Genomic DNA, 17,278 nt, shown 5'->3' on the forward strand with positions numbered 1-17,278 from the left:
TGTGAGCGGCTCCGTCCCTGGGGAGAACGCGGCCACAATGGGCCGCACCCGTACCGAGGAGAGACACGATGGCCAAGTACCTGCTGCTCAAGCACTACCGCGGCGCGCCGGCTCCGGTCAACGACGTGCCGATGGAGAGGTGGACGCCGGAGGAGATCTCGGCGCACATGCAGTACATGCAGGATTTCGCGGACCGGCTGGAGAAGACCGGCGAGTTCGTCGACGGGCAGGCGCTCGCCCCCGAGGGGGCGTGGGTCCGCTACGACGGTGAGGGGCGCCCGCCGGTCACCGACGGTCCGTTCGCCGAGACCAAGGACCTCATCGCCGGCTGGATGGTGATCGACGTCGACAGTTACGAGCGCGCCGTCGAACTGGCCGGGGAGCTGTCGGCCGCCCCGGGGGCGGGCGGCAAGCCGATTCACGAGTGGCTGGAGGTGCGCCCGTTCCTGGCCGCGCCGCCCACCATCACGGAATGATCCCGTCCATGGACGAGGCCCTGCTCAGGAGCCTCACCCCGAGTGTGCTCGCCGTCCTCGTCCGCCGCGGAGCCGACTTCGCGGCGGCCGAGGACGCCGTGCAGGACGCGCTCATCGAGGCGCTCCGCGTCTGGCCGGCCGGCTCTCCGCGGGATGCGAAGGGCTGGCTGGTCACGGTGGCGTGGCGCAAGTTCCTCGACGCGATGCGGGCGGACACCGCCCGCCGGCGACGGGAAGAGCTTTTCGACGAGGAGCCGCCGCCGGGGCCCGCGCCGACGGTGGACGACACCCTCCAGCTCTACCTCCTGTGCGCCCACCCGTCGCTGACCCCGGCGTCCGCCGTCGCGCTCACCCTGCGCGCCGTCGGCGGGCTGACCACCCGCCAGATCGCCCAGGCTTATCTGGTGCCCGAGGCGACCATGGCGCAGAGGATCAGCCGGGCCAAGCGCACCGTCGCCGGTGTGCGGTTCGACCGGCCCGGCGACGTCGCCACCGTGCTGCGCGTGCTGTACCTGGTCTTCAACGAGGGCTATTCCGGCGCTGTCGATCTCGCCGCCGAGGCCATCCGGCTCACCCGGCAGCTCGCGGCGGCGATCGACCACCCCGAGGTGGCCGGGCTGCTCGCCCTCATGCTGCTCCACCACGCCCGGCGCGCCGCCCGGACCGCGCCCGACGGCAGCCTGGTGCCGCTCGCCGAGCAGGACCGCGGCCGGTGGGACACCGGCTTGATCGCCGAGGGTGTCGGAATCCTGCAGGGGGCGCTCGCGCGTGACCGGCTGGGCGAGTTCCAGGCCCAGGCCGCCGTCGCCGCCCTGCACGCCGACGCGCCCACCGCCGAGGAGACCGACTGGGTGCAGATCGTCGAGTGGTACGACGAGCTCACGCGTCTGACCGACAGCCCGGTCGTCCGGCTCAACCGCGCGGTCGCCGTCGGTGAGGCCGACGGACCGCGGGCCGGCCTGGCGGCGCTCGCGGCGCTGGACGCCGCACTGCCCCGTTATGCCGCGGTGGCGGCGTACCTCCACGAGCGCGACGGCGACCTGGCGACGGCGGCACGGCTGTACGCCGAGGCCGCCCACAAGGCACCCGACCTCGCCGAGCGCGACCACCTGACCCGTCAGGCCGCCCGTCTCAACGCCCGGTGATGCCGCTGAGAGGCCCGGTTGGTGTGCCTGTGGGTGCGTGGCGCCGACGCTGAACGGTACGGCGCTGCCGCCGGAGCGGTGACGGGGCGCCTTCGGGGTGGCCCGTTCGACGAGAAGCGGCGCTGCGCGGGTGCGCCTGGGCGGCCGGGTACGGGACGGGACGTACAGCCCGGGACGTACGGCCCGGAACGTCACCTGGTGATACTCGCCACCTGACCGTGGCCGTACAAGAACGGGGCCTATGCCGGCGGCCCCGGCCGTCCGGTGGGACGGGCGGGGCCGCTCGGGGTGGTGCGCGTGCGCGGGAAGGGGTTTACAGGCCGGCGGCCTTGCGGAGGGCGTCGACGCGGTCGGTGCGCTCCCAGGTGAAGTCCTCCAGCTCGCGGCCGAAGTGGCCGTACGCCGCCGTCTGGGCGTAGATCGGGCGGAGCAGGTCCAGGTCGCGGATGATGGCGGCCGGGCGGAGGTCGAAGACCTCGGTGATGGCGTTCTCGATCTTCTCGGCGTCGATCGTGGCGGTGCCGAAGGTCTCGACGAAGAGGCCGACGGGCTCGGCCTTGCCGATGGCGTAGGCGACCTGGACCTCGCAGCGGGAGGCCAGCCCGGCCGCCACGACGTTCTTGGCGACCCAGCGCATCGCGTACGCGGCCGAGCGGTCGACCTTGGAGGGGTCCTTGCCGGAGAAGGCGCCGCCGCCGTGGCGGGCCATGCCGCCGTACGTGTCGATGATGATCTTGCGGCCGGTCAGACCGGCGTCGCCCATGGGGCCGCCGATCTCGAAGCGGCCGGTGGGGTTGACCAGCAGGCGGTAGCCGTCGGTGTCCAGCTTGATGCCGTCCTCGACGAGCTGCGCGAGGACGTGCTCGACGACGAACTCGCGGATGTCGGGCGCGAGGAGGGAGTCGAGGTCGATGTCGCTGGCGTGCTGCGAGGAGACCACGACCGTGTCGAGGCGGACGGCCTTGTTGCCGTCGTACTCGATGGTGACCTGGGTCTTGCCGTCGGGGCGCAGGTAGGGGATGGTGCCGTTCTTGCGGACCTCGGACAGGCGGCGGGAGAGCCGGTGCGCGAGGTGGATCGGGAGCGGCATCAGCTCCGGGGTCTCGTCGCAGGCGTAGCCGAACATCAGGCCCTGGTCGCCGGCGCCCTGCTTGTCCAGCTCGTCCCCTTCTTCACCGGAGGCGGCACCCTCGACCCGCTTCTCGTACGCGGTGTCGACACCCTGCGCGATGTCCGGCGACTGGGCGCCGATGGAGACCGACACACCGCAGGAAGCGCCGTCGAAGCCCTTCTTGGACGAGTCGTAGCCGATCTCCAGGACCTTGTTGCGCACGAGGGTGGGGATGTCGGCGTAGGCCTTCGTCGTCACCTCGCCGGCCACATGCACCAGGCCGGTGGTGATCAACGTCTCCACGGCGACCCGGGAGGCCGGGTCCTCCTTCAGGAGCGCGTCGAGGATCGTGTCGCTGATCTGGTCAGCGATCTTGTCGGGGTGGCCCTCGGTGACGGATTCCGAGGTGAACAGGCGGCGGGACACATCGCTCCCTGGGGTTGCAGCGGCTGCTGGCTGATCATGGGCGGAAAGGCTTGAGAGCTGCGCTCAGCGCGATCCACGGCCAGTTTATCGGTCGCGCGTGGCGTTCGGGTACAGAGTCTCGTTTTATGGCAAGGCCGTGACCTGGGACACCGTGGTCGCAAGGGGCGGAAATGGCCTCAGGAAGGGTCGGGAAGGCCGGCCGAGACCAGGTCCCAGACCCGGTCGGCCAGCGTTTCCTTGGGGCCGTACGGGACGGGGGTCTCGGTGCCGTCGGCGGCCAGGATCACCGCTTCGTTCTCCGCCGAGCCGAAGGTCTTGTGCTCGCCGACCTCGTTGACGACCAGCAGGTCACAGCCCTTGCGGGCGAGCTTGGCGCGGCCGTTGGCCAGGACGTCGTCGGTCTCCGCGGCGAAGCCGACGATCAGTTGTCCGGGGCGGGCGCGGTCGGCCGAGAGCTCGGCCAGGATGTCCGGATTACGCACCAGAGCGACTGGTTCCGGGTCCTGTCCGTCCTTCTTCTTGATCTTCCCGGTGGCGTAGGTGGCGGGCCGGAAGTCGGCGACGGCGGCGGCCATGACCACCGCGTCGGCGTCCGCCGCGGCCTTCCGTACGGCCTCCCGGAGCTGTACGGCGGTGCCGACGCGCACGACGTCCGCCCCGGCCGGGTCGGACAGCTCGGTGTGGCCGGCGACCAGGGTGACGCGGGCGCCGCGGGCCACGGCCGTACGGGCGAGCGCGTAGCCCTGCTTGCCGGAGGACCGGTTGCCCAGGTAGCGCACCGGGTCCAGCGGCTCGCGGGTGCCGCCGGCGCTGATGACGACATGGCGGCCCGCCAGGTCGGTGGTGTGCCCTTGCGGGCCGCGGGCCAGGACGCGGCGGCAGATCTCGTAGATCTCCACGGGGTCGGGGAAGCGCCCCTTGCCGGTGTCCACGCCGGTCAGCCGTCCGACCGCGGGTTCGATGACCACGGCGCCGCGGCGGCGGAGGGTGGCGACGTTCTCCTGGGTGGCGGGGTGCTCCCACATCTCGGTGTGCATCGCGGGCGCGAAGACCACCGGGCAGCGGGCGGTCAGCAGGGTGTTGGTCAGCAGGTCGTCGGCGAGGCCGTGAGCGGCCTTGGCGAGCAGGTCGGTGCTGGCGGGGGCGACGACGACGAGGTCGGCACTCTGGCCGATGCGTACGTGCGGGACCTCGTGGACGGTCTCCCAGACCTCGGTGGCGGCGGGATGGCCGGAAAGCGCCGCCCAGGTGGCCTCCCCGACGAAGTGCAGCGCCGCCGCGGTCGGCACGACCCGTACGTCGTGCCCGGACTCCGTCAGCCGGCGCAGCAGCTCGCACGCCTTGTAGGCGGCGATCCCGCCGCTGACCCCCAGGACGACCCTGGGCCGCCGCGGCCCGTCCAGCTTGTCCATCGCTTCGCTTCTCCCCACGCCGTGCCGTGTACGCGTGTGTGCTGCGTACGCGGGTGTGCTGCGTACGGTTGCGTTCGCGTACGCCCGATGCGTACGCCTGCGTACGTACCCATGACACACCAAGGGCCCGGCGGGCACTCCCCCGGCTCCACGCCGCAGGTGCCTCGGTCCGGGCCCTCGGTGAACGAAAACGCCGATTACGACAGAACGCCGCTTACTGAGCCGGGCCCTCGACGGCCTCGGAGGTCAGCAGACCCGCGTTGATCTCGCGCAGCGCGATTGACAGGGGCTTCTCGTGGACGTGGGTGTCCACGAGCGGGCCGACGTACTCCAGCAGGCCCTCGCCGAGCTGCGAGTAGTACGCGTTGATCTGGCGCGCGCGCTTGGCGGCGTAGATCACGAGGCTGTACTTCGAGTCGGTGGCCTCGAGAAGCTCATCAATCGGCGGGTTGATGATGCCCTCGGGCGCGGTGATGGAAGAGGACACTCGCTGCCTTCCGAAGGGGGGTGAAATCTGGTGTGAAGATCAATTCGGGGGTCTGGGGGTCATCCCTCAGATTGCCGCATCATCAAGGCTAGCAGTTCACGGCTGACGTCCTCGACGGAGGTGTTGACCAGCGTCACGTCGAACTCGGTCTCGGCGGCCAGCTCGACCTTCGCCGCCGCCAGCCTGCGCTCGATGACCTCCGGCGGTTCGGTGCCCCGCCCGGTGAGCCGGCGGACCAGCTCCTCCCAGCTCGGCGGGGCCAGGAAGACGAGCCGGGACTCCGGCAGGGACTCCCGGACCTGCCGGGCGCCCTGGAGGTCGATCTCCAGGAGGACGGGTTCCCCCGCCGCCAGGCGGTCCAGGACCGCCTGGCGCGGGGTGCCGTAGCGGTTGCCCGCGAACTCCGCCCACTCCAGCAGATCGCCGTTGGCGACGAGCTTGTCGAACTCCTCGTCGTCGACGAAGAAGTACTGGACGCCGTGCTGTTCCCCGGGCCGTGGTGTACGGGTGGTGGCCGAAACCGAGAGCCACACCTCGGGGTGAGCCTTGCGCAGGTGGGCGACGACCGTGCTCTTGCCGACCCCGGAGGGGCCGGAGAGCACGGTCAGCCGCGGACGGTCGTCCGGGGGCACCGGGGTTCCCCCCAGTGAAGCGAGGGGGAGGGTCGTCCCCCGGGGTGTTGCAGCCATGCGGTGATTATTCCAGCTTCCCGGGAGTGCCCGGAAATCTAGGACCCGTTGCTGCCGAACTCGCGCTCCAACGCAGCGATCTGGTTGGTGCCGAGCCCTCGTACGCGGCGGCTCTCGGAAATGCCGAGCCGCTCCATGATCTGCTTGGCGCGGACCTTGCCCACGCCGGGCAGGGACTCAAGGAGAGCGGAAACCTTCATCTTGCCGATGACGTCGTTTTCCTGGCCCTGCTTGATGACCTCGTGGAGGGAGGCGCCGGAATGCTTGAGCCGATTCTTGACCTCGGCGCGCTCCCGGCGAGCCGCGGCGGCCTTCTCGAGCGCGGCTGCGCGCTGTTCAGGGGTAAGGGGCGGAAGAGCCACGCCTACGTCACCTCGGATGTCGAACTGTCGGATACGGACCGGTGTGGAACCTAGTCGCCCCGCACCTGCGGAGCAACGAACAACGCGCTTACGTGCGGTGCTCTCGACGGAGACTAGCGGCCGAGGGCGCCGGAGTCAGCGAGAACAGACGAAAAGTCCTGGTCAGACTCTGCTGACCAGGACATTTCAGGACTATTCTCCCCGCTTCTGGGCCGCCGTCCTCACTTCGTCGGCGAATCGGGCCGCCGCCTCGCGCAGCGCGGTGACGTCCGGACCGTGCTTGAGGACCCCCCGGCTGACGTTCGGGACGACGTCGCGCACCGCGGCACCGAAGACCCGCGGCAGGTCCGCGGGGGTCGCGCCCTGCGCGCCGATGCCGGGTGCCAGCAGCGGCCCGCCGATCGCCAGGTCGTAGGAGGGCAGCTCGCCCAGCGTCGCGCCGACGACCGCTCCGAACGAGCCGAGGGGCAGTCCCCGGGAGATCTCCCCGGCGTTCTCGTCCTTGAGGTGGCCCAGTACGGTGGCGGCCACCGTACGGCCGTCGGCCCGTACCGCGTGCTGGACCTCCTGGCCCTCCGGGTTGGAGGTCAGCGCCAGGACGAACAGCCCGCAGCCGCTCTCACGGGCCAGGTCCACCGCCGGGCGCAGCGAGCCGAAGCCCAGGTAGGGGCTGACCGTGACCGCGTCGCTGAACAGCGGCGAGGCGGGGTCGAGGTAGGTGGCGGCGTAGGCGGCCATCGTGGAGCCGATGTCCCCGCGCTTGGCGTCCATCAGGACCAGGGCGCCGGCGGAGCGGGCCTCGGCGACCGCCTTCTCCAGGACGGCGGTGCCGCGCGAGCCGAAGCGCTCGAAGAAGGCGGACTGCGGCTTGAGGACGGCGACGCGGTCGGCCAGCGCCTCGACGGTGGTGCGGGCGAAGCGCTCCAGGCCCGCGATGTCCTCGCCCAGGCCCCAGTCGGCCAGCAGCGAGGCGTGCGGGTCGATGCCGACGCACAGCGGGCCGCGCTCGTCCATGGCACGCCGCAGACGGGCCCCGAAAGGAGTCACGGAGGGCTGCGGTGCCCCGGAGGGCTGCTGGGAGGTCATGCGGTCGCCTTCTTCTCGTCGGCCCGGGGGCCGGATCGGGAGCCGGAGCGGTGGTCGGCGCCCACGGCTTCGGCCAGGGTCGTGTACGGGCTGTTGCGCAGCCGGGCCGCCAGGCCCTTGTGGAGGGCGCGGCACCAGAAGGGGCCCTGGTAGATGAAGGCGCTGTAGCCCTGGACGAGCGTGGCGCCGGCCAGGATGCGCTCCCAGGCGTCCTCGGCGTTCTCGATGCCGCCGACGCCGATGAGGGTGACGCGGTCGCCGACGCGGGCGTACAGGCGGCGCAGGACCTCCAGGGAGCGCGCCTTGAGCGGGGCACCGGAAAGTCCGCCGGTCTCGGCCACCAGGGACGCGGGAGCGGTCAGCCCCAGGCCCTCGCGGGCGATGGTGGTGTTGGTGGCGATGATGCCGTCCAGGCCCAGTTCCACGGCGAGGTCGGCGACGGCGTCCACGTCCTCGTCGGCCAGGTCGGGGGCGATCTTGACCAGCAGCGGGACGCGGCGGCCGGGGACCGTGCGGTCGGCCGCCTCGCGCACCGCGGTCAGCAGCGGGCGCAGGTGGTCCACGGCCTGGAGGTCGCGCAGTCCCGGGGTGTTCGGGGAGGAGACGTTGACGACGAGGTAGTCGGCGTGCGCGGCCAGCCGTTCGGTGGAGGTGACGTAGTCGGCCACGGCCTCGTCCTCGGGGACGACCTTGGTCTTGCCGATGTTGACGCCGACCGTGGTCCTGAAGACCGGGTTACGGGCCGCCAGGCGGGCCGCCACGGCCGCCGAGCCGTCGTTGTTGAACCCCATGCGGTTGATGAGCGCGCGGTCCGCCACGAGGCGGAACAGGCGCTTCTGGGGGTTGCCGGGCTGCGGCTGCGCGGTGACGGTGCCGATCTCGACGTGGTCGAAGCCGAGCATCGTCATGCCGTCGATGGCCACGGCGTTCTTGTCGAAGCCGGCGGCAAGACCGAAGGGGCCGTGCATCCGGCGGCCCAGGGCCTCGGTGCGCAGCTCCTTGTAGCGGGGCGCGAGGGCGGCGGCGAGGAAGGTGCGCAGCACCGGGACGCGGGCGGCCAGCCTGATCCAGGCGAAGGCGAGGTGGTGGGCCTTCTCGGGGTCCAGCCGCTTGAAGAAGAGCTTGAAGAAGAGGTCGTACATGGCGTGCCTTCCACGCGGGAGGTCAGGTCGGGGCGAGGCCCTTGAACGGGCCCCAGGGGCTCATGAAGAGGGGGACACCGCTTCGGTGTCCCCCTCCTGGGCCCTACTCCTCGCGGGCGGCGGTCAGATGCGCCGCGTGCTCCTGGAGCGACCGGACCCCGACGTCGCCCCGGGAGACGGCCTCGATGCCCTGGACGGCGGCGGCGAGCGCCTGGACGGTGGTCAGGCACGGCACGGACCGGGCGACCGCGGCCGTACGGATCTCGTAGCCGTCCAGCCGGCCGCCGGTGCCGTAGGGGGTGTTGACGATCAGGTCGACCTCGCCGTCGTGGATGAGCTGGACGACGGTCTTCTCGCCGTTGGGGCCCTCGCCCTCGCTGAGCTTGCGTACGACGGTGGCGTTGATGCCGTTGCGGCGCAGCACCTCGGCCGTGCCGGAGGTGGCCAGCAGCTCGAAGCCGTGGGCGACCAGCTCCCGGGCCGGGAAGATCATCGAGCGCTTGTCGCGGTTGGCGACGGAGACGAACGCGCGGCCCTTGGTGGGCAGCGCCCCGTACGCGCCGGCCTGCGACTTGGCGTAGGCGGTGCCGAAGACGCCGTCGATGCCCATGACCTCGCCGGTGGAGCGCATCTCGGGGCCGAGGATGGTGTCCACGCCGCGGCCGGAGGCGTCGCGGAAGCGCGACCAGGGCATGACGGCTTCCTTGACGGAGATCGGCGCGTCCAGCGGCAGGGTGCCGCCGTCACCGTTCTTGGGCAGCATGCCTTCGGCGCGCAGTTCGGCGATGGTGGCGCCGAGCGAGATGCGGGCGGCGGCCTTGGCCAGCGGTACCGCGGTGGCCTTGGAGGTGAAGGGCACCGTACGGGAGGCGCGCGGGTTGGCCTCCAGGACGTAGAGGATGTCCCCGGCCATCGCGAACTGGATGTTGATCAGGCCGCGGACGCCGACGCCCTTGGCGATGGCCTCGGTGGAGGCCCGCAGCCGCTTGATGTCGTGGCCGCCCAGGGTGATGGGGGGCAGGGCGCAGGCGGAGTCGCCGGAGTGGATGCCGGCTTCCTCGATGTGCTCCATGACGCCGCCGAGGTAGAGCTCGTGGCCGTCGTAGAGCGCGTCGACGTCGATCTCGATGGCGTCGTCCAGGAAGCGGTCGATGAGGACCGGGTGCTGGTCGATCAGGCCGGCGTGCCGGGTCAGGTACGCGCCCAGCGACGGCTCGTCGTACACGATCTCCATGCCGCGCCCGCCCAGCACGTAGGAGGGGCGGACCATGACCGGGTAGCCGATCTCGGCGGCGATCTCCTTGGCCTGGTCGAAGGAGAAGGCGGTGCCGTACTTGGGGGCGGGCAGGCCGGCCTCGGTGAGCACCCGGCCGAAGGCGCCGCGCTCCTCGGCGAGGTCGATGGCCTCGGGCGAGGTGCCCACGACCGGGACGCCGTTGTCCTTCAGGGCCTGGGCCAGGCCCAGCGGCGTCTGTCCACCGAGCTGGACGACGACGCCGGCCACCGGCCCGGCCTGGGTCTCGGCGTGCACGATCTCCAGGACGTCCTCCAGGGTGAGCGGCTCGAAGTAGAGCCGGTCGGAGGTGTCGTAGTCGGTGGAGACGGTCTCGGGGTTGCAGTTGACCATCACGGTCTCGTAGCCGGCCTCGCTGAGCGCGAAGGAGGCGTGGACGCAGGAGTAGTCGAACTCGATGCCCTGGCCGATGCGGTTGGGGCCGGAGCCCAGGATGATCACGGCGGGCTTCTCGCGCGGCGCGACCTCGCTCTCCTCGTCGTAGGAGGAGTAGAAGTACGGGGTGCGGGCGGCGAACTCGGCGGCGCAGGTGTCGACCGTCTTGTAGACGGGGCGTACGCCCAGGGCCTGGCGGACCTCGCGGACGACCTCTTCGCTCACGCCGCGCAGGTCCGCGATCTGGGCGTCGGAGAAGCCGTGCCGCTTTGCTTCCGTGAGCACTTCGGGGTCGAGGTTCTCGGCGGCTGCGACCTCGTCCGCGATCTCCTTGACCAGGAAGAGCTGGTCGACGAACCACGGGTCGATCTTCGTTGCGTCGAAGACCTCCTGCTGTGTGGCGCCGGCCCGGATGGCCCGCATGACGGTGTTGATCCGGCCGTCCGTGGGGACCTTGGCCTGCTCCAGCAGTTCGGTCTTGTCGCCGGGGTCGCCGGTGAAGCGGAACTGGCTGCCCTTCTTCTCCAGCGAGCGCAGGGCCTTGTTCAGCGCCTCGGGGAAGTTGCGGCCGATGGCCATGGCCTCGCCGACCGACTTCATGGTGGTGGTCAAGGTGGCGTCGGCGGCCGGGAACTTCTCGAACGCGAAGCGCGGAACCTTCACCACGACGTAGTCGAGGGTGGGCTCGAAGGAGGCCGGGGTCTGCTCGGTGATGTCGTTGGGGATCTCGTCCAGCGTGTACCCGACGGCGAGCCGGGCGGCGATCTTGGCGATGGGGAAGCCGGTCGCCTTGGAGGCCAGCGCGGAGGAGCGGGAGACCCGGGGGTTCATCTCGATGACGATGACCCGGCCGTCCTCGGGGTTGACGGCGAACTGGATGTTGCAGCCGCCGGTGTCCACCCCGACCTCGCGGATGATCGCGATGCCGACGTCCCGCAGGATCTGGTACTCGCGGTCGGTCAGGGTCATGGCGGGGGCGACGGTGATCGAGTCGCCGGTGTGCACGCCCATGGGGTCGAAGTTCTCGATGGAGCAGACGACCACGACGTTGTCGTTCTTGTCGCGCATCAGCTCCAGCTCGTACTCCTTCCAGCCCAGGATGGACTCCTCCAGGAGCACCTCGGTGGTCGGGGAGAGCGTCAGGCCCTGGCCCGCGATGCGGCGCAGTTCCTCCTCGTCGTGGGCGAAGCCGGAGCCGGCGCCGCCCATGGTGAAGGAGGGGCGCACCACGACCGGGTAGCCGCCGAGCTCCTCCACCCCGGCGAGCACCTCGTCCATGGAGTGGCAGATCACCGAGCGGGCGGACTCGCCGTGCCCGATCTTGGCGCGGACGGCCTCGACGACCTCCTTGAACCGGTCGCGGTCCTCGCCCTTGTGGATCGCCTCGACGTTGGCGCCGATCAGCTCGACGCCGTACTCCTCCAGCGTGCCGGACTCGTGCAGCGAGATGGCGGTGTTCAGCGCGGTCTGGCCGCCGAGGGTGGGCAGCAGCGCGTCGGGGCGCTCCTTGGCGATGATCTTCTCGACGAACTCCGGGGTGATCGGCTCGACGTACGTGGCGTCGGCGATCTCCGGGTCGGTCATGATCGTGGCCGGGTTGGAGTTGACCAGGATGACGCGCAGGCCCTCGGACTTCAGGACCCGGCACGCCTGGGTGCCGGAGTAGTCGAACTCGGCGGCCTGGCCGATGACGATCGGGCCGGAGCCGATGACCAGGACGGACTGGATATCGGTGCGCTTAGGCACGCTGGGCTCCCTGTTCTGCCATGAGCTTGACGAAGCGGTCGAAGAGGTAGGCGGCATCGTGCGGGCCGGCCGCCGCTTCGGGGTGGTACTGGACGCTGAAGGCCGGCCGGTCCAGGAGGTTCAGGCCCTCCACCACGTTGTCGTTCAGGCAGACGTGGGAGACCTCGGCGCGGCCGAAGGGGGTCTGGGAGATCTCATCGAGCGGGGCGTCGACGGCGAAGCCGTGGTTGTGCGCGGTGACCTCGACCTTGCCGGTCGAGCGGTCCTGCACCGGCTGGTTGATGCCGCGGTGGCCGTACTTGAGCTTGTACGTGCCAAAGCCCAGCGCCCGGCCCAGGATCTGGTTGCCGAAGCAGATGCCGAACAGCGGGGTGCCGCGCTCCAGGACGCCGCGCATGACGGAGACCGGGTGGTCGGCGGTGGCCGGGTCGCCCGGCCCGTTGGAGAAGAACACGCCGTCCGGCTCGACCGCGTACACGTCCTCGACCGTAGCGGTGGCGGGCAGTACGTGCACCTCGATGCCGCGCTCGGCCATGCGGTGCGGGGTCATGCCCTTGATGCCCAGGTCGATCGCGGCGACGGTGAACTTCTTGGTGCCGATGGCGGGGACGACGTACGGCTCCTTGGTCGCCACCTCCGCGGAGAGGTCGGCGCCCTTCATCTGGGGGGCGGCCTGCACCTTGGCGAGCAGGGCGGCCTCGTCGGCCAGGCTGTCGCCGGAGAAGATGCCCACCCGCATGGCGCCGCGCTCGCGCAGGTGGCGGGTCAGGGCGCGGGTGTCGATGCCGCTGATGCCGACGACGCCCTGGGCGGTCAGCTCCTCGTCCAAGGTGCGCACCGAGCGCCAGTTGGAGGGCACGCGGGCGGGGTCGCGGACGACGTACCCGGCGACCCAGATGCGCCGGGACTCGGGGTCCTCGTCGTTGACGCCGGTGTTGCCGATGTGCGGGGCGGTCATGACGACGACCTGGCGGTGGTAGGAGGGGTCGGTGAGGGTCTCCTGGTAACCGGTCATGCCGGTGGAGAAGACCGCCTCGCCGAAGGTCTCCCCCACGGCCCCGTAGGCACGGCCGCGGAAGCTGCGGCCGTCCTCCAGGACGAGTACGGCGGGAGCCGTCTGCCTCCTCTTCGAGGCGTTCCCCTGGGTGGAGGTCGTCATCATGCGCCTTCCGTTGCGGTGGTGGTGCTGTTCTTGCCGGTCTCGCCGCTGCCGGTGCTGTTCCCGGTGCTGCTGCCGGTATTGCTGCCGGTATTGCTGTCGGTAGTGCTGTTGTTCTTGGCGGCCAGGTCGTTCAGGGCGCTCACCCAGGCGGAGTGCTCCTCGGCCCGGTCGGAGCGGAAACCGGAGTCGATCTCCTTGCCGCCGTGTGCCCAGGTGAGCACCAGCAGTCCGCCCTCGGGCAGGACCTTGCCGGCGATGCCCTTGTCCGGGCGGGCGCCGCGCAGTGCGGCGGCCGGTACGAAGAAGTCCTGTGCCCCGGGCCGTACGACTTCCACGCCCTGGTCCGTCAGGGTCAGCTCGGCCCGGCTGCGGGTGCCCAGGCCGCGGGCGACGATGCGGTCCAGCCACTGTCCGGCGGTGGTGGAGCCGTGGTAGCGCCCGGTCATGGTCAGCCGCGGCTCGCCGGGCTCCTCGGGGGCGGCCGGCAGTTCGGGCAGGTCGTTCTGGAGGGTGCCGCGCCACTTCCAGCCCTGGCGCATCAGCCAGTAGACGAAGACCACGAAGACCAGGAGTCCCACGACCCAGCCGACCCGCGCGGCCCAGTCGGTGACCTCCGCGGATTTGCGTTCGCCGGCCAGTTGCGTCAGTTGCATCAGTGAAGGTGTTACGCGTGTCACGCCAGAGTCCCGTCGATAACCGTTGCCCGGCCCCGCAGGAAGGTGTGGGTGACGCGCCCCGGCAGTTCGCGGCCCTGGTAGGGGGTGTTGCGGCTGCGGGAGGCGAAGCCCGCGGGGTCCACCGGTCCACGGTATGCCGGGTCGACCAGGGTCAGGTTGGCGGGCTCACCTGCCGAGACGGGGCGGCCGTGGCCCTGGAGGCGGCCGATGGCGGCGGGGCGGAAGGACATCCGGTCGGCGACCCCGGCCCAGTCCAGCAGGCCGCTGTCGACCATCGTCTCCTGCACGACCGACAGCGCGGTCTCCAGGCCCACCATGCCCATGGCCGCCGCGCCCCACTCGCAGTCCTTGTCCTCGTGCGGGTGCGGGGCGTGGTCGGTGGCCACGCAGTCGATCGTGCCGTCGGCGAGCGCCTCGCGCAGCGCGAGCACGTCGGCCTCGGTGCGCAGCGGCGGGTTCACCTTGTAGACGGGGTTGTAGGACCGTACGAGCTCGTCCGTCAGCAGGAGGTGGTGCGGGGTGACCTCCGCCGTGACGTTCCAGCCCTTGGACTTGGCCCAGCGGACGATCTCCACGGATCCAGCGGTGGACAGATGGCAGATGTGCACCCGCGAACCGACGTGTGCGGCGAGCAGCACGTCCCGGGCGATGATCGACTCCTCGGCGACGGCCGGCCAGCCGCCCAGGCCCAGTTCGGCGGAGACCACGCCCTCGTTCATCTGGGCGCCCTCGGTCAGCCGCGGCTCCTGCGCGTGCTGGGCGACCACGCCGTCGAACGCCTTCACGTACTCCAGGGCGCGGCGCATGATCACGGCGTCGTCCACGCACTTGCCGTCGTCGGAGAAGACCCGGACGCCCGCCGCGGACTCGTGCATGGCGCCCAGCTCGGCGAGCTTCTTGCCCTCCAGGCCGACGGTCACGGCACCCACCGGCTGTACGTCGCAGTAGCCGGACTCGCGGCCCAGCCGCCACACCTGCTCCACGACGCCGGCGGTGTCGGCGACCGGGAAGGTGTTGGCCATGGCATGGACGGCGGTGAAGCCGCCCTTGGCGGCCGCCTTGGTGCCCGTCAGGACCGTCTCGGAGTCCTCGCGGCCCGGCTCGCGCAGGTGGGTGTGCAGGTCGACCAGGCCGGGCAGCAGGATCCTGCCGTCCGCCTCGACGACGGTGGCGCCCTCGGCGCTCAGCCCGCTGCCGACCTCGGTGATGGTCTCGCCCGTGATCAGGACGTCCTGCGGCTCGCCACCGAGGATCTTCGCCCCGCGGATCAGGGTCTGGCTCATGGTTACTTGCTCTCCTCGGTGCGGGGGGCGGTGCTGGTGGCGGCGGTGGTGACGGCGGGCTCGTTCCCGCCGAGCAGCAGGTACAGGACCGCCATACGGATGCTGACACCGTTGGCGACCTGTTCGACGGCGGTGCAGCGCGGCGAGTCGGCGACCTCGGCGGTGATCTCCATGCCGCGGTTCATCGGCCCGGGGTGCATCACGATCGCGTGCCCGGGCATACGGGCCATGCGGTCGCCGTCCAGTCCGTACCGCCGGGCGTATTCCCGCTCGGTGGGGAAGAAGGCGGCGTTCATCCGCTCGCGCTGGACGCGCAGCATCATGACCGCGTCGGACTTGGCGAGGACGGCGTCGAGGTCGTAGCTGATCTCGCAGGGCCAGTTGGCGGCGCCGATGGGCACCAGCGTCGGCGGTGCGACGAGGGTGACCTCGGCGCCGAGCGTGGTCAGCAGGTGGACGTTGGAGCGGGCGACCCGGCTGTGCAGGATGTCGCCGACGACCGTGATGCGGCGGCCGGTCAGGTCGCCGGTGCCCGACGCCAGGTGACGGCGCATGGTGAAGGCGTCCAGGAGGGCCTGGGTGGGGTGTTCGTGGGTGCCGTCGCCGGCGTTGACCACCGAGCCGCCGATCCAGCCGGAGGTCGCCAGCCGGTGCGGAGCGCCGGAGTCGCCGTGCCGGATGACCACGGCGTCGGCGCCCATCGCCTCCAGCGTCAGGGCGGTGTCCTTGAGCGACTCGCCCTTGGAGACCGAGGAGCCCTTGGCGGAGAAGTTGATGACGTCCGCCGAGAGGCGCTTGGCGGCGGCCTCGAAGGAGATGCGGGTGCGGGTGGAGTCCTCGAAGAAGAGGTTGACGACGGTGCGTCCGCGCAGGGTGGGGAGTTTCTTGATCGGCCGGTCCGCGACCCGGGCCATCTCCTCGGCGGTGTCGAGGATCAGGACGGCGTCGTCGCGCGTGAGGTCGGCGGCCGAGATGAGGTGGCGCTTCATCCGGTTTCTCCGTGTGTGAGGGAGGTATACGGGTATGTCCGGCGTGCAGGCATGGGTACGCGCCCGGCGTCACCGGGTTCGTACGGGTTGCGCTACTGCTCGCCGGCCGGGGCGGTCCGCTTCGCGCCGAGCAGCACGGCGTCGCGGCCGTCCTCCTCGGTGAGCTGGACCTTGACCGTCTCCCGCAGCGACGTGGGGAGGTTCTTGCCTACGTAGTCGGCACGGATCGGGAGTTCGCGGTGGCCGCGGTCGACCAGGACCGCCAGTTGTACGGCGCGGGGCCGGCCGATGTCGTTGAGCGCGTCGAGGGCGGCGCGGATCGTGCGCCCCGAGAACAGGACGTCGTCGACGAGGAGGACCACCCGGCCCTCGATGCCGTCGGCGGGGATGTCGGTGCGGGCCAGCGCGCGGGCCGGGCCCAGCCGCAGGTCGTCGCGGTACATCGTGATGTCGAGCGAGCCGACCGGAACCGCGCGGCCGGTGATCTCTTCGAGCTTGGCGGCCAGCCGGCGGGCGAGGAAGACCCCGCGGGTGGGGATGCCGAGGAGCACCACGTCCTCGGCGCCCTTGGCGCGCTCGACGATTTCGTGGGCGATACGGGTCAGCATCCGCGCGATGTCCGGGCCTTCGAGCACCGGACGCGACGGCAGGCTGGAGCTGGGTGTGTCCATGGGAAACGGACCTCCTTCTCCGCCTCACGGGACGGACTTTAAAGGACGTCGGAATTGCGGAGTCCACGTTACCAGGGTCCCGGGCGCTGCCCGTGAGCGGCCCCGCGTGCCCACCGAGTGACTCATTCGGCTTGACGAAGCCAAATTACGCTGCGTAACCTCACAGTGAGTTACCAGCCGCGCGGCACAGCCGCACGTCTACGACAGTGTCCGGGGAGCTTTATGTCCAGCGAATACGCCAAACAGCTCGGGGCCAAGCTCCGCGCCATCCGTACCCAGCAGGGCCTTTCTCTCCATGGCGTCGAGGAGAAGTCCCAGGGCCGCTGGAAGGCGGTCGTGGTGGGCTCGTACGAGCGCGGCGACCGTGCCGTGACCGTCCAGCGCCTCGCCGAGCTGGCCGACTTCTACGGCGTGCCGGTGCAGGAGCTGCTGCCGGGTACGACTCCGGGTGGCGCCGCCGAGCCGCCGCCGAAGCTGGTGCTGGACCTGGAGCGGCTGGCCCATGTGCCCGCCGAGAAGGCCGGGCCGCTCCAGCGCTACGCCGCCACGATCCAAAGTCAGCGTGGCGACTACAACGGCAAGGTTCTCTCGATCCGTCAGGACGACCTGCGCACGCTCGCGGTGATCTACGACCAGTCGCCCTCGGTCCTGACCGAGCAGCTCATCAGCTGGGGCGTGCTGGACTCCGACGCGCGCCGCGCCGTGCAGCACGAGGACATCTGACGACCTTGCCGTCAACCTGCAG

16 protein-coding genes are annotated in these 17,278 nt (G+C 71.0%); 3 read left to right on the top strand and 13 right to left on the bottom strand.

Translation table 11 applies throughout. The features are described from left to right. The first annotated feature begins 68 nt into the window (after positions 1-68). Both KGS77_RS04270 and KGS77_RS04275 read left to right on the top strand, forming a co-directional pair. Positions 69-476 (top strand): YciI family protein, encoded by a 408-nt coding sequence (locus KGS77_RS04270; protein ID WP_242578750.1) that lies wholly within the window; start codon positions 69-71, stop codon positions 474-476. 8 nt (positions 477-484) lie between these two features. Then, positions 485-1,621, top strand: coding sequence for a DUF6596 domain-containing protein (locus tag KGS77_RS04275; protein WP_242587287.1), 1,137 nt, complete (start codon positions 485-487; stop codon positions 1,619-1,621). Between the two features lie 313 nt (positions 1,622-1,934). Here the strand turns inward: KGS77_RS04275 and metK are convergent, their stop codons facing one another. From metK to pyrR, 13 genes are all read right to left on the bottom strand, one after another. Continuing rightward, the gene (metK, locus tag KGS77_RS04280) at positions 1,935-3,158 is read right to left on the bottom strand and encodes a methionine adenosyltransferase (protein ID WP_242578751.1); all 1,224 of its coding nucleotides are present in this window, start codon (positions 3,156-3,158) and stop codon (positions 1,935-1,937) included. A 176-nt stretch (positions 3,159-3,334) separates the two neighbouring features. After that, complete coding sequence (coaBC, locus tag KGS77_RS04285; RefSeq protein WP_242587288.1) at positions 3,335-4,570, bottom strand: bifunctional phosphopantothenoylcysteine decarboxylase/phosphopantothenate--cysteine ligase CoaBC; 1,236 nt, start codon at positions 4,568-4,570, stop codon at positions 3,335-3,337. Positions 4,571-4,784: 214 nt separating this feature from the next. Continuing rightward, positions 4,785-5,057: a DNA-directed RNA polymerase subunit omega gene (gene rpoZ, locus KGS77_RS04290; RefSeq protein ID WP_003982715.1), complete on the bottom strand. Its 273-nt coding sequence runs from the start codon at positions 5,055-5,057 to the stop codon at positions 4,785-4,787. A 59-nt stretch (positions 5,058-5,116) separates the two neighbouring features. Beyond that, on the bottom strand, positions 5,117-5,746 hold the full coding sequence (gene gmk / locus KGS77_RS04295; protein WP_242578752.1) for a guanylate kinase: 630 nt from the start codon (positions 5,744-5,746) through the stop codon (positions 5,117-5,119). Positions 5,747-5,784: 38 nt separating this feature from the next. Further along, positions 5,785-6,108, bottom strand: coding sequence for an integration host factor, actinobacterial type (locus KGS77_RS04300; RefSeq protein WP_242578753.1), 324 nt, complete (start codon positions 6,106-6,108; stop codon positions 5,785-5,787). Between the two features lie 192 nt (positions 6,109-6,300). Further along, positions 6,301-7,194, bottom strand: a complete 894-nt coding sequence (gene pyrF / locus KGS77_RS04305) for an orotidine-5'-phosphate decarboxylase (RefSeq protein WP_242578754.1) — start codon at positions 7,192-7,194, stop codon at positions 6,301-6,303. After that, entirely contained in the window at positions 7,191-8,336 is a 1,146-nt protein-coding gene (locus KGS77_RS04310; RefSeq protein WP_242578755.1) for a quinone-dependent dihydroorotate dehydrogenase, read from the bottom strand. The genes pyrF and KGS77_RS04310 overlap by 4 nt, the downstream gene beginning before the upstream one ends. 103 nt (positions 8,337-8,439) lie before the next feature. Next, positions 8,440-11,751, bottom strand: coding sequence for a carbamoyl-phosphate synthase large subunit (gene carB, locus KGS77_RS04315; protein ID WP_242578756.1), 3,312 nt, complete (start codon positions 11,749-11,751; stop codon positions 8,440-8,442). Further along, a complete protein-coding gene (carA, locus tag KGS77_RS04320) occupies positions 11,744-12,910 on the bottom strand; it encodes a glutamine-hydrolyzing carbamoyl-phosphate synthase small subunit (RefSeq protein WP_242587289.1) in 1,167 nt (388 codons plus the stop codon). Before carA ends, carB begins: the two co-directional genes overlap by 8 nt. Continuing rightward, positions 12,910-13,566, bottom strand: a complete 657-nt coding sequence (locus KGS77_RS04325; RefSeq protein ID WP_242578757.1) for a hypothetical protein — start codon at positions 13,564-13,566, stop codon at positions 12,910-12,912. The genes carA and KGS77_RS04325 overlap by 1 nt, the downstream gene beginning before the upstream one ends. A gap of 20 nt (positions 13,567-13,586) precedes the next feature. Continuing rightward, positions 13,587-14,873, bottom strand: coding sequence for a dihydroorotase (locus tag KGS77_RS04330; RefSeq protein WP_242578758.1), 1,287 nt, complete (start codon positions 14,871-14,873; stop codon positions 13,587-13,589). A gap of 2 nt (positions 14,874-14,875) precedes the next feature. Further along, the gene (locus tag KGS77_RS04335; RefSeq protein ID WP_242578759.1) at positions 14,876-15,862 is read right to left on the bottom strand and encodes an aspartate carbamoyltransferase catalytic subunit; all 987 of its coding nucleotides are present in this window, start codon (positions 15,860-15,862) and stop codon (positions 14,876-14,878) included. Between the two features lie 92 nt (positions 15,863-15,954). Continuing rightward, a complete protein-coding gene (gene pyrR, locus KGS77_RS04340) occupies positions 15,955-16,533 on the bottom strand; it encodes a bifunctional pyr operon transcriptional regulator/uracil phosphoribosyltransferase PyrR (protein ID WP_242578760.1) in 579 nt (192 codons plus the stop codon). Positions 16,534-16,755: 222 nt separating this feature from the next. On the opposite strand from pyrR, the gene bldD reads away from it, so the two are divergent. Then, positions 16,756-17,256, top strand: coding sequence for a transcriptional regulator BldD (gene bldD, locus KGS77_RS04345; protein WP_242578761.1), 501 nt, complete (start codon positions 16,756-16,758; stop codon positions 17,254-17,256). Positions 17,257-17,278 lie beyond the last annotated feature (22 nt).

The sequence above is a fragment of the Streptomyces sp. MST-110588 genome, from assembly GCF_022695595.1.
GTDB lineage: Bacteria > Actinomycetota > Actinomycetes > Streptomycetales > Streptomycetaceae > Streptomyces.

Bases quoted from the DNA above. Each gene is read 5' to 3' on its own strand.
- gmk (WP_242578752.1), bottom strand. From the start codon at position 5,746: ATGGCTGCAACACCCCGGGGGACGACCCTCCCCCTCGCTTCACTGGGG.
- KGS77_RS04275 (WP_242587287.1), top strand. From the start codon at position 485: ATGGACGAGGCCCTGCTCAGGAGCCTCACCCCGAGTGTGCTCGCCGTC.
- KGS77_RS04330 (WP_242578758.1), bottom strand. From the start codon at position 14,873: ATGAGCCAGACCCTGATCCGCGGGGCGAAGATCCTCGGTGGCGAGCCG.
- coaBC (WP_242587288.1), bottom strand. From the start codon at position 4,570: ATGGACAAGCTGGACGGGCCGCGGCGGCCCAGGGTCGTCCTGGGGGTC.
- KGS77_RS04310 (WP_242578755.1), bottom strand. From the start codon at position 8,336: ATGTACGACCTCTTCTTCAAGCTCTTCTTCAAGCGGCTGGACCCCGAG.
- pyrR (WP_242578760.1), bottom strand. From the start codon at position 16,533: ATGGACACACCCAGCTCCAGCCTGCCGTCGCGTCCGGTGCTCGAAGGC.
- pyrF (WP_242578754.1), bottom strand. From the start codon at position 7,194: ATGACCTCCCAGCAGCCCTCCGGGGCACCGCAGCCCTCCGTGACTCCT.
- bldD (WP_242578761.1), top strand. From the start codon at position 16,756: ATGTCCAGCGAATACGCCAAACAGCTCGGGGCCAAGCTCCGCGCCATC.
- KGS77_RS04335 (WP_242578759.1), bottom strand. From the start codon at position 15,862: ATGAAGCGCCACCTCATCTCGGCCGCCGACCTCACGCGCGACGACGCC.
- carA (WP_242587289.1), bottom strand. From the start codon at position 12,910: ATGACGACCTCCACCCAGGGGAACGCCTCGAAGAGGAGGCAGACGGCT.
- KGS77_RS04325 (WP_242578757.1), bottom strand. From the start codon at position 13,566: ATGCAACTGACGCAACTGGCCGGCGAACGCAAATCCGCGGAGGTCACC.
- KGS77_RS04270 (WP_242578750.1), top strand. From the start codon at position 69: ATGGCCAAGTACCTGCTGCTCAAGCACTACCGCGGCGCGCCGGCTCCG.